The 11,439-nt window shown below is 55.8% G+C and carries 13 protein-coding genes and 1 pseudogene; 8 read left to right on the top strand and 6 right to left on the bottom strand.

Annotated features, from left to right (window positions below; all coding sequences use genetic code 11):
• The first annotated feature begins 112 nt into the window (after positions 1 to 112).
• Complete coding sequence (msrP, locus tag R0J87_RS06810; protein WP_498885178.1) at positions 113 to 1,129, top strand: protein-methionine-sulfoxide reductase catalytic subunit MsrP; 1,017 nt, start codon at positions 113 to 115, stop codon at positions 1,127 to 1,129.
• Positions 1,129 to 1,746, top strand: coding sequence for a protein-methionine-sulfoxide reductase heme-binding subunit MsrQ (gene msrQ / locus R0J87_RS06805; protein ID WP_498885176.1), 618 nt, complete (start codon positions 1,129 to 1,131; stop codon positions 1,744 to 1,746). The genes msrP and msrQ overlap by 1 nt, the downstream gene beginning before the upstream one ends.
• Positions 1,747 to 1,816: 70 nt before the next feature.
• Here the strand turns inward: msrQ and R0J87_RS06800 are convergent, their stop codons facing one another.
• Positions 1,817 to 2,395 (bottom strand): NAD(P)H-dependent oxidoreductase, encoded by a 579-nt coding sequence (locus R0J87_RS06800; RefSeq protein ID WP_498885175.1) that lies wholly within the window; start codon positions 2,393 to 2,395, stop codon positions 1,817 to 1,819.
• Between the two features lie 170 nt (positions 2,396 to 2,565).
• Here R0J87_RS06800 and R0J87_RS06795 point away from each other — a divergent pair, with 170 nt between their 5' ends.
• Both R0J87_RS06795 and R0J87_RS06790 read left to right on the top strand, forming a co-directional pair.
• On the top strand, positions 2,566 to 3,474 hold the full coding sequence (locus R0J87_RS06795; protein WP_498885173.1) for a LysR substrate-binding domain-containing protein: 909 nt from the start codon (positions 2,566 to 2,568) through the stop codon (positions 3,472 to 3,474).
• A gap of 298 nt (positions 3,475 to 3,772) precedes the next feature.
• Complete coding sequence (locus R0J87_RS06790) at positions 3,773 to 5,137, top strand: metal-dependent hydrolase family protein (RefSeq protein WP_498885171.1); 1,365 nt, start codon at positions 3,773 to 3,775, stop codon at positions 5,135 to 5,137.
• A gap of 39 nt (positions 5,138 to 5,176) precedes the next feature.
• Here R0J87_RS06790 and R0J87_RS06785 read toward each other — a convergent pair whose 3' ends face one another.
• The gene (locus tag R0J87_RS06785) at positions 5,177 to 6,199 is read right to left on the bottom strand and encodes an SO_0444 family Cu/Zn efflux transporter (RefSeq protein ID WP_498885170.1); all 1,023 of its coding nucleotides are present in this window, start codon (positions 6,197 to 6,199) and stop codon (positions 5,177 to 5,179) included.
• Between the two features lie 70 nt (positions 6,200 to 6,269).
• On the opposite strand from R0J87_RS06785, the gene R0J87_RS06780 reads away from it, so the two are divergent.
• The 4 genes from R0J87_RS06780 (at position 6,270) to R0J87_RS06765 (ending at position 7,952) form a co-directional block, all read left to right on the top strand.
• On the top strand, positions 6,270 to 6,722 hold the full coding sequence (locus tag R0J87_RS06780) for a MerR family transcriptional regulator (protein ID WP_498885169.1): 453 nt from the start codon (positions 6,270 to 6,272) through the stop codon (positions 6,720 to 6,722).
• Between the two features lie 36 nt (positions 6,723 to 6,758).
• Entirely contained in the window at positions 6,759 to 7,286 is a 528-nt protein-coding gene (locus R0J87_RS06775; protein WP_498885167.1) for a hypothetical protein, read from the top strand.
• A gap of 82 nt (positions 7,287 to 7,368) precedes the next feature.
• A complete protein-coding gene (locus R0J87_RS06770; RefSeq protein WP_404465346.1) occupies positions 7,369 to 7,665 on the top strand; it encodes a DUF1330 domain-containing protein in 297 nt (98 codons plus the stop codon).
• A 122-nt stretch (positions 7,666 to 7,787) separates the two neighbouring features.
• Positions 7,788 to 7,952 (top strand): hypothetical protein, encoded by a 165-nt coding sequence (locus R0J87_RS06765; RefSeq protein ID WP_498885164.1) that lies wholly within the window; start codon positions 7,788 to 7,790, stop codon positions 7,950 to 7,952.
• Positions 7,953 to 7,968: 16 nt separating this feature from the next.
• On the opposite strand, the gene R0J87_RS06760 is transcribed toward R0J87_RS06765, so the two are convergent.
• The 4 genes and pseudogenes from R0J87_RS06760 to R0J87_RS06745 form a co-directional block, all read right to left on the bottom strand.
• Entirely contained in the window at positions 7,969 to 8,118 is a 150-nt protein-coding gene (locus R0J87_RS06760) for a hypothetical protein (protein ID WP_498885162.1), read from the bottom strand.
• 511 nt (positions 8,119 to 8,629) lie between these two features.
• Positions 8,630 to 9,106, bottom strand: coding sequence for an NYN domain-containing protein (locus R0J87_RS06755; protein ID WP_498885161.1), 477 nt, complete (start codon positions 9,104 to 9,106; stop codon positions 8,630 to 8,632).
• An 83-nt stretch (positions 9,107 to 9,189) separates the two neighbouring features.
• Positions 9,190 to 10,179 (bottom strand): virulence RhuM family protein/type II toxin-antitoxin system death-on-curing family toxin, encoded by a 990-nt coding sequence (locus R0J87_RS06750; protein WP_498885159.1) that lies wholly within the window; start codon positions 10,177 to 10,179, stop codon positions 9,190 to 9,192.
• A gap of 166 nt (positions 10,180 to 10,345) precedes the next feature.
• Positions 10,346 to 11,273: pseudogene (locus R0J87_RS06745) on the bottom strand (DUF808 domain-containing protein).
• Positions 11,274 to 11,439: the final 166 nt, after the last annotated feature.

Here is an 11,439-nt window from a genome sequence, read left to right as displayed (position 1 = left end):
TCATAATAGTGGTAATGCCGTGTAAGTTTTGACGAACTTTGCGCACCAATAACCATCGAATTTTGGCGATCCCACCGAACAACTCATCATTTCCTTACTTATGAGGCCCCCTATGCTTATAAAAATTGCTAAACCAAGCGACCTACGAGAATCCGATATCACACCCGAATCTATCTACCTCTCTAGGCGGCGCTTTATGGGCGGCATGGTGGGTCTAGGTGCAGGGCTGGCACTTTCTAGCCAGGCACAGGCCAATGCGGATTACTCAGATGTCCCTGCCGGCGAAGGGCCTGCCTGGTTAAAGGACAAAATCAGCGATACTCAGTGGCGCGCGGTAACTCCTAGCAACCCCGAAAAAGACAAAATAGCCCCTTTCGATGATGCCAGCGGCTATAACAATTTTTACGAATTTGGCACGGGCAAAAACGACCCAGCTCGCCGCGCAGGCAGCCTACAAACCGAACCCTGGAGCGTTGTTGTTGATGGGGAAGTTAATAACGGCGGACGCATCGCTTTGGAAGACTTCGCTAAGCCTTCTCAGTTTGAAGAGCGCATTTACCGCCTGCGCTGCGTAGAAGCGTGGTCGATGGTCATACCATGGCTAGGTATTTCCCTCGCCGACGTGATCAAACGCGCCGAACCCACTAGCAAAGCCAAGTACGTACGTTTTGAAACGCTGGTCGACCCTGACCAGATGCCTGGGCAGCGCTCTTCATTTTCGCTGATCGACTGGCCCTATGTGGAAGGGCTGCGCATGGATGAAGCCATGAATCCACTCACCCTTCTGGCCCTGGGCATGTATGGCCGCGAATTGCCCAACCAAAACGGTGCACCTTTGCGCCTAGTGGTGCCATGGAAATACGGTTTCAAGAGCATTAAATCGATTGTGCGAATCTCATTGGTGGAAGAGCAGCCCGTCAACTCCTGGCAGCTGATTGCACCCAATGAATACGGCTTCTATGCCAACGTAAACCCTGACGTTGACCACCCCCGCTGGAGCCAAGCGACCGAGCGTCGCTTACCTAATAGCCTGTTTAGCACCAATACTATCGACACATTGATGTTCAATGGCTACGCCGATGAAGTGGCCGACATGTACGCGGGGTTAGACTTGAGGACGAATTACTAATGCCTGCACAGCGCATCTGGCTAACGTGGCGGATCGGTGTATTTTTAGCGGCGCTTGGGCCGCTTATCTTCTGGAGCTGGCAAGTGGCTAATAACGCTGCCGGCCCAGAGCCTGGCCGTTACTTGCTGCTGAACCTTGGTATCGGGGCACTGTGGCTGCTGCTGCTGACCTTGAGCTTAACCCCGCTAACAAAGCTCACCCGCTGGAAAGGTTTTGCCCTAATACGCCGCCAGCTTGGGCTATGGACACTCGCTTACGCTGTTTTACATCTGCTTAGCTACGCCTTATTTATCTTAGGGCTGAACTGGGCGCTGTTAGGCAGTGAACTGGTCAAGCGACCTTATATCATCGTCGGAATGATCGCGCTGATCGGGCTCGCCGTACTGGGAGCGACTTCAAACCGCTGGGCCATGAAACGCCTTGGCAAACGTTGGAAGCCGCTGCATAAATGCTCGTATGTCATACTGGGATTGGTATTAATGCACTTTTTTTGGGTAGTGCGCGCAGATATGAGCGAGTGGGCCATTTATGCAACGGCCGCAGCGCTGATCATGGCCACTCGGCTTCCACCGATTGCACGTACTTTACCGAAACTTCGCTATCGGCTGAGCCGCTAACAGTGTGACTCAACACACATCATCGTCAGCCTGATGCTATGCAATAAATTACGCACTCACCTCGGCAGCATCAACCAAATACGCGTTGCAGGTGAGTGCGGTAAGCGGCTTTATCACGCTCTACATTCGGTACCTTCATTACGTCATTGGCAATAAAGGTCGGCTGAGCCGCAAGACCAATAAACTCCTGAGACTTGTGGAACGGGAAGTACACGCCATCCACCCCACGGCCTTCAAAGAAGTTACCCGGCTCGTCGAACGCTTCAATCGGCGCGTTCCAGGTCAGCGACAGCATGTAGTGGCGGCCTTGCAGCAGGCCGCCGCTACCGTACTGTTGTGTCGGGTCTTGACGAGTGCGTCCATCGCTGGCGTACAGAGCGCCATGGCCTTCAGTGAAGACTTCATCAATGTAGCGCTTTACGGTCCAGGGGGTGCCCATCCACCAGCCGGGCATTTGGTACACAATGCTGTCTGCCCAAAGGAAATTTTGCACTTCGGCGGCGACCTCATAGCCCTGCTCGATGACCGTTTCGCGCACTTCATGGCCCAACTCTTTCAGCGTATCCACCGCCACGGCATGCAGGGTATTGTTGAGCTCACCGCCAGAGTGGGCAAAGGCTTTACCGCCATTGATTAACAGTATTTTCATTACTTAAACCTCACCGAGTATCGTTGTTGCCCCGCGTACCAAGGGTAGGCAGGGCATTAAGTGGCGAGCATTGTGCAGTGCAGAGCAGCAAAGAAAAACCAAACATCTAGCAAGAGACTTTTGCGCTAAAATCAACAATTAATCTTTTATTAAGGCTCCTCAAACCAACAATGAAAAGCACTCTGGAAGAGCAGCAAGCGTTTGTCACCGTGGTGGATTGCGGCTCAATTACCGCGGCTGCCGAACGGTTGGGCATTACCGTGTCAGGCGTCAGCCGCGCGCTAAACCGCCTGGAGCAGAAGCTCGGCACGACGCTGCTGCGCCGCACGACTCGCCGTTTGGAACTCACCGAAGAAGGAGACACCTTTCTTAGCCACTGCCGACGCATCCTCGCCGCCGTGGAAGAGGCGGAAGAGGCTCTGCTCGACCGCCACGACCAGCCCAAAGGCAGGCTGCGGGTTAACGCCGCGCCAAGCTTTATGCAATATGTCATTGTGCCGGTCATTAGCGAATTTCGCGCCCGCTACCCTGGCATTACCCTAGAGCTGGATACCCATGACCGCTTTGTGGATTTGCTGGAACAGCGGGTAGATCTGGCCATTCGCATTGGCGCCTTGGAGGACTCCTCGCTACACGCCCGCCCTCTTGGCCATAGCGCACTGCGGGTGCTGGCCAGCCCCGCCTACTTAGCCCGCCACGGCACGCCCCAGCAGGTAGAAGAGCTTGCCCGCCACAGCCTGCTAGGCTTTAGCCAGCTTGATCACTTAAACCACTGGCCGCTGACCTGCGCCGATGGTAAGCACTTACATATCGCGCCCACCCTCGCCGCATCCAGCGGGAGTACGCTGCTAGAACTCGCACTCAAAGGGGAAGGAATCGTCTGCCTGGCCGATTTTATGACCCGCGCCCCCCGGCAAAGCGGCACGCTAGTAGAAGTACTGCCTGACCACACCGAACTCGTCACGCAGCCGATTAACGCGGTTTACTACCGCCAATCCACACTTTCCCAGCGTACCCGGCTGTTTATGGATTTTCTGGCAGAGCGGCTGCCGCGACAATACACCAGCGACCCAGACTAATCATAAGCCCTGCCATACTCCCTACCATACGCCCTAGGCCTTCTGCCTAAACTAGCTCTCCACTGTTTTCTCATGGGTGATGATCACGATGTAAACATACAGCTTTCTTGCTTACCGGCACTCACTATAGTTTATTAAGTATGATCGCCCTTAGCAGATGAGAGACCGTTTTATGCCCGCCGCCAAGACATTCCACGCCCCGTATCTACACGCTCCTCTGCCTCATGGGCACGCTTCTCATGGGCCCGGCGCATGCTGCTGTGGCTCCCCCATGCTGCAGCAATTTCATGAGCGGGTTATGGCCGACCTCACGCGCCGCCAAGTGCTGGGCGGCACCGCTGCGGTGATGGCGATGTTTGCCGGGCTTAGCGTGCCCTCGGTGGTGAGTGCGCAGCCGCGTCAAGCCAACGGCCCGCTGCTGCTAACCAACCTGCAGCTGTTTGATGGCAGTGGCAGTGAGGTGCAAAGTGGTGTTTCAGTACGTATTGAAGAGGGCCGGATTCACTCCATTCTCCCCGCCGATGCCGCCGCCGAAGGGGCGGAAGTCTTCGATTGTGGCGGCAGGCTACTGATGCCGGGACTCATTGATGCTCACTGGCACACCACGCTGGCGGCCATTACCCAAACCACCGCCATGACGGCTGATGTGGGCTACATTCATCTGGTGGCGGCTCAAGAAGCTAAGCGCACGCTGATGCGGGGCGTAACGTCAGTACGTGATGTGGGCGGGCCTTCGTTTGCGCTGCAACGCGCCATTAACGAAGGCATTGTGGATGGCCCGCGTATCTTTCCCGCCGGGGCGATGATTTCCCAAACCTCAGGGCACGGCGATTTCCGCATGCGCCACGAGATCCCACGGGGCACGAACACACCGCTCAGCGAGCAGGAGCGCCAAGGGGTAGCCGCGATTGCCGATGGGGAGGATGAAGTACTGCGACGCACCCGTGAGCAGCTCATGTTAGGAGCTTCGCAAATCAAACTAATGGCCGGTGGCGGCGTGGCTTCGCTGTACGACCCACTCGACAGCACCCAGTTTACCGAGCGCGAACTGCGGGCGGCGGTAGACGCTGCCAACGACTGGGGCACCTATGTGATGGTGCATGTGTACACCCCGAGAGGTATACAGCGGGCGCTACGGGCAGGCGTCAAATCCATTGAGCACGGCCAACTGGCCGATGAAGAAGCCGCCCGCATGATGGCAGGCGAAGGCGCATGGTGGAGCCTGCAGCCGTTTTTACAGGACGAAGACTCCAACGTTTACCCCGACGCCGCCCGCCGGGAATCACAGCGGCAAGTGGCAGAAGGCACGGTGCGCGCCTATGAACTCGCTCAGCGCTTTGATATTAAAACTGCCTGGGGCACTGACATTCTGTTTAACCCGCAAAACACGCCCAACCAGCTGCGCCAGCTCGCCAAACTCACCCGCTTCTACGACCCGCTCACCGTGTTGGCCATGGCCACCGGCCGCAATGGCGAGCTGCTGGCACTCTCGGGCCCGCGCACCCCCTACCCCGGCACATTAGGCAAGATCGAACCCGGCGCCTGGGCAGACCTATTACTGGTAGATGGCGACCCCAGCCGCAATCTCGATTTTCTGCACGACCCAGAGCAAAACCTGCGGATGATTATGAAAGGCGGGCGCATTTATAAAGACACCCGCTAAACTCGTTTTAAAACCCCAAGATTACAACCCCAGCTAAGGTTAAAACCCCAGTAAACGGCGGCGCAGCGGCCTAATAGCTACCAGCGCCAGCGCTGCCAAAGCCAGCCACTCTAACCAGAGAGGCAGTAACTCTTGCACCTGGCTGGCCTGCTCCACCGGGTTCCAACCGGCCACGCCAACGGCCACATCAAACAGCCAGCCCACCAGCACGGTGACGACCAGCACGCTGGCGAGGTACACGGCCAGCGCCGCATTACCTAGCTCGCGGCGCAAAATGGCGAGTGTGGCAAGACTGGTAATCGGCCCCGCTAGCAAGAACACCAGCGCCATTCCTGGAGAGATACCGGCTAATAGTAGCCCCGCGGCCACAGGCGTGGCGGCAGCCGCACAGATGTAGAGCGGAATACCCACCACCGCCATCAGCAGTAGCGCCCCAACCCCGCCTGAAAATTGCGCCAGCGTATCCGGCGGCACCACCGTGACCAGCACGCCCGCCAGCAGCAGCCCGGCAAACATCCACGCGCTGATATCATCCAGCAGATCGCTAAACGCATAGCGCAGCCCCGCTTTTAGGCCGCCAGGTTCGCCGGTTTCGGCGTGGTGATCGTGGCAGCCATGCGACGAACAGCAGCCGCTCTTAGCGACAGGTGCAACCGCCTCTGCTTCGCGGGTAAAGCCCACCAGTAAGCCCGTCACGATGGCCGTCACCAACGCGCCAACAACGCGCACCACCGCCATCAGCGGGCCAAGCAGCACACTGGTGAGCAGAATCGAGTCCACGCCTACACCAGGCGTACTAATCAAAAACGAGGTGGTCGGCCCACGTCCTGCGCCGCCCCGGTGCAGCGCAATCGCGGTAGGAATCGCCCCGCAGGAGCACAGCGGCAGCGGCATGCCAATCACCGCCGCCCGCACGATGCTGCCCAAACCACGCCCGCCCATCCAACGCTGCAGCAAGCGCTCTGGCAACCACGCCTTAATCAGCCCGGCAATCACTAGCCCCAACAGCAGCCACGGGGCCGCCGTTAGCGCTATTTGAAGCAGTTCGTTTATCAGCGTCATCTCGTCACCTGCTTGTCCACGGTGGGAATAAGGACTAGCCTAAACCCTGTCATCGTTACAGGGTCAAGCAATGACACACGCCTATCGCATCGGAGAAGTGGCCACCCGCACTGGCTGTTCGCCGGAGAGTATTCGCCATTATGAAAAGCTCGGCCTGCTGCCGCCTCCTCGGCGCGGAGAGCAGGGCTACCGCCGGTATGATCAAGCGGCGCTAGAGCGCATCAGCTTTATTCGCCACGGTCGCAACCTGGGGTTAGACCTGCACAGCATTCAAGAGCTGCTAACGCTTTCTGACCACCCCGACACCGACTGCAGCGCCGCCGACGATATCGCCAGCCGCCATTTAGCCCACCTAGAGACGCGCATTGCCAAACTGCAGGCATTAGCGGACGAGCTGCGCCAGGTGGTGCACCAGTGCAGGGGTGGTAAAGCCGCCGACTGCCGTATCATTCAAACGCTATACGAGCACCAGCCCACCAGTGGCAAGACAACGTGTGGGGGCCGCCCATATCCACTAAGGTAATGATATTCAGTCGTTAATCGTCAAAAGGAGCAGCGCATGATTGAGACAAAGGAAGAACTCGACGCGATTAGAAAGTCGTGCCAAACGATGGTGACCAAAAGCGCCGGCTTTTCGGCGGGCACCGCGATTATCCCTGTGCCAGGACTGGATATTGGCTCAGATGTCGCCATTCTGATGCGCATCATCCCCAAAATTAACAGCAAGTTCGGGCTAACACCGGAGCAGATCGAAAGCCTGGACACCGAGAACAAGCTGTTTGTGATGACCGCCATTTCCAACACCGGCAGCAAACTGGCAGGCAAATACATCACCCGAAACGTGATTATGACCCTACTTGGCAAGATGGGGGTAAAGGTCGCCGCCAAGGGCACCACCAAGTTTGTGCCCCTTATTGGCAGCGCCGTGGCAGGCGGGATCAGCTTTACCGCCATGAAATACATGGGCAACAGCCATATTGACGATTGCTACCACATCGCCCTCGCCGCGCTAGAGAACCGACAGCTTGAACACTTGGCCGAAGCAGAGATCGTTATAGAAGCGGACGACTCTACTAACGCCAATTAACCCCATAGTCACGCTTCATATGGCAGTGCTTTTTGACGGTGGTATGCTTTAGCGACTTTTCATATTGCGCTAGGAGAAAGGAATGCCCGCTTATATCGTTCTGACCCGTGAACACACCCACGACAACGATGAGATGCAGCGTTACAGCGAAAAAGCCAAAGCCGCCCGCGAAGGCCACGACCCGCAGCCGCTAGCGTTTTACGGCGATTTTGAAGTGCTAGAAGGCAGCGCGATGGAAGGCGCTGTGATTCTGCGCTTCCCCGACATGGCCGCCGCCCGCGCCTGGTACCAAAGCCCCGCCTACCAAGAAGCCCGCAAGCACCGCTTCCAGGGCGCTGATTACCGCGTCTTCTTGGTGGATGGCATCGAAGAGGCTTAATGGGCAAAGCCCCCGCTGCTCTAAGCGGGGGTTAAAGGACTGCTTATAGTGACTGGTCGGCATGATGTGGTGCTTGCTAGCTGCTACAATAAAGCATATTGATCAACGCTAGGAGCGTGGTAATGGTTCGTAAAACCCACACAGGTAAGGTCATCGTTTCTCGCGAGCGTATTTTACGTGCAGTGGCTAGCTCAAGTGCTATCGAGACAGGCGAACGTGCAGAAGTTATTGAGAACCGCCTCAAGTCACGTCCGCGTCTTTTCACTAAATTAACCTTGGCTCTATGAGTTAATTCACGCGCTCTTACTGCATATCCAATACATCGCGAATCAAACGTTCAACAAACTGATAGTCACCGTCTCGCCCAGCCTGAATCTCCTTGAAATAGTACTCTTTATGTTCATTCCACAAGCTGTAATCCAGTGGCTGAGCCCCCGCCTTGGTGGCCATCACATCTAGCAGCAAGCGTGAGATACTGAGAATCGAACGCTGTTATCAACCGATGGATCTGCATCGGTGATGCAAATCTCATGTTCGGTTTGGACATATCTACGGTTCTATACTGACCCGCCCAACGGTATACATTACCTAGCCAAGCTCTGTGCCATTGGCAAACCTTCTGGAAATCTATCATTTCAGGAAAAGAGTCAAAAACCTGAATATAAAGAGCCTCAAGCAGCTCCGTTTCTGCAACGTTCATATCTGCCGGGTCAGTAATGCGAGCAAGATTCTCCAACACCTTATTTTCTGAACCCGGCTGGTACTCGCTTTCGCTACCAGAAACATCATAACGACTCTTACGACTGACCTTTTCGCTGACATACGGCTTCGTATGAGCATACTGTAGCGGACATCCCTTACCAAACAGTACGCTTTCAAAATCAGTGATGGAGAGGATCTATTCGACTCACATCCTGAGCCGAATAGCCTCTATATTCGGCTCAAACCTCCTTTCGCTGCTCATTCACCCCAGCAGCAGATCATGCTCGATGGGGATAAACTCGCTCGCGGCGTTGATAAGCGAGGCAGCGGTGAGCTGGGGCACGCCGTACACCTCGACGCGTTTGCCGTGCACCTCGCGAATTTTCTGGGCTAGAAGATCGAAGTCGCCATCGCCGGAGACCAGCACTACCACATCCGCTTTCTCGGCGTATTCGATGGCATCGAGGGTGATGCCCACGTCCCAGTCGCCCTTGGCGGAGCCATCTGCGCGCTGAATGAAGGGCTTGAGCCGGACATCAAAACCAATCGAGCGAAGGATATTCTGAAACTCACGCTGCTTGGCGTCGCCCTTATCAATGGCATAGCAGCGGGCGGCCACCACCTCCCGGTTGGCCGTTGCCTTGGCCCAGAAACGGCGATAATCGAAGTGTTTGCCGTAGGCCTCGCGCACGGTGTAATAGACGTTCTGGGTATCCACGAAGAGAGCGACGCGTGTCATGGCAAGGGGCCTCGGCAGTGAGTGTGCCACCATGGTACGCGATAACCGATACGCGCGACCTTAGCAGCCCAGTATCAATAGCTTCATTCTTCTTTCAGCAGTATGAAATGCTCAATCAGCCGAATCATCAACGTTTTCTGATCGGGTAGACTTTCAGCCACTAACAGCGCTAATGCGACAAGCGTATTATCGTTGATCAGTTGCTCAACGGGCCGAGCTAGCAAAGCTGCGTTGCGACGCAAGTACCATAGAAACAGAAACGACCCACAGCGCTTATTTCCATCGGCCAGAGGGTGATTCTTGATCACAAAGTAAAGCAGGTGCGCCGCTCGGGTGGCCACATTGGGGTAAAACAGTTCGTCGCCAAAGCCTTGCTCAATGGTGGCAAGAGCTGAGGTCAAACCATCACCCCGCACCTGCCCAAACAGTTCGGTTGCTTCGCCTTTAGCGATTAAGGTCTGTTTTAACTCGCCAATAGCTTTCAAGGCTTCTTCCAACTCAAGTGAATGCATACCGGGCTGTTTGATGTTTAGCTCGGTCAATTGTTGCTCGTCGTAGCCTTGCAGCAGGCTCCAAGAACGAGCGTAATCGCTAATCACACGAGCAACCGCTTCGCCTTCTGTTGAAACCAAGCCTTGATTGGTCAGGGTTCGGCTGAGCAGATTCACCGCCTGCTCAAACTCTATGCCACGCTCGGTTAGACGGCGCTGGTTGAGGGTATAGCCTTGCACCAAGTAGTCTTTTAATACTTGAGTTGCCCACTTACGAAATTGCACACCACGCTGAGATTTCACGCGGTAGCCAACTGAAATAATCACATCTAAGTTGTAGTACTCAACCTGATAGATCTTACCGTCAGCGGCAGTTGTTGCATTTTTTGCAACAACTGGCTCCCTTTCAAGCTCACCTTCAAGAAAGATGTTGCGAATATGGCGAGATATCACAGACTTATCCCGACCGTATAGATTAGTCATCTGATCTAAACTCAGCCAAACGGTCTCTTGCTCCAGCGTCACCTCAAGGTGGGCTTGGCCATCTTCGCTGGTGAATATCTGTATTTGCTGGTCATTCATGAGTGTTGCCTCCCAGGTTTACATAAAGCGCCTTGCACTCCAAAGCAAGCAGCACTCAATCCAGCAGTGGTCACCTTTGCATATTAAAAGAGACTCCAGCGCGCCCGCCCTCAGGTGGTTAAGTAAACCTTAGCACAAATACTGGCCATTTATACAGTAAAAATTACTACCGCTTGGCAGGAACGAAACGCAACACCCCCACCACCACCGAGCCCACCAAAAAGCCAATCACCGCCGAGCACAGCGTATTGAAGCTCCAGCCCAGCGTACCTCCCAAGGCGCCGGTGGCATCGCGAATGCCTAGCTCAATATGATGCACCCACTCATAGGGCGCGTTGAACCAGCCCGTTCCCTCGGCTCCCAAATTTACCATCAAGATATGCCCACCTACCCACAGCATGGCGATGGTGCCCACCACCGAGATGGTCGCCAGTACCTTGGGCATGGCCGTAACCAAGCCACGGCCCAGGGCTTGTACGCCCGAATGGTCTCGCTGGGCAAGCTGTAGGCCAACATCGTCCATCCTGACCAGCAGCGCCACCACGCCATACACCAAAACAGTGATCACAAACGCGACCACGACCAAGCTGGCTAGCTGTGACCAGAACCCCTGATGAGACACCGTCGCCAGCGCAATCACCATAATTTCAGCAGAGAGAATCAGGTCGGTGCGGATGGCACCACTCACGATCTTCTTCTCGGCTTCCGGCCCTTTTTCGACTGCGGGCTTTTCATCGTCATGCTGGCCAGAGAGCTTATGCCACACCTTCTCCGCGCCCTCAAAAGCCAAGTAGGTGCCGCCTATCATCAGGATGATCGGCAGTAGCCCGGGCAGAAAATGATTCAGCAGCAGCGCCGCCGGTAGGATAAAAATCAGCTTGTTGCGGATAGAACCCAGCGCGATCTGCTTCACAACCGCCAGCTCACGCTCTGCCACTACCCCGTGCAAATATTGCGGCGTCACCGCCGCATCATCCGGCCGCCTTCGCCGTCGCACGCCCAGCGGCGGCGCTCACATCGTCCAGTGATGCTGCGGTCAACTTCGCCAATGCGGCAACGTCGTCCAGTAATCCGATTAAACCGCCAATGGCCATGGGTGCTTCCTCCGTGAATAAGCATTGCAGACAGTAAAGCACACGGTGGCTGGGGCGGGCGGACTCTTTTACGCCAAGGGCAGTGTCGTTTCGCTCCCTTCATGACCTACCCTCACTGCGTCTCTTCGAAGAGTGGCCTTCGAGGGAGCGCGCTATGGAGTGAGGA

It is taken from the genome of Halomonas sp. SIMBA_159 (assembly GCF_046536035.1).
Taxonomy (GTDB): Bacteria; Pseudomonadota; Gammaproteobacteria; order Pseudomonadales; family Halomonadaceae; genus Vreelandella; species Vreelandella venusta_A.
This window is presented reverse-complemented; position numbering and strand designations above follow the sequence as displayed.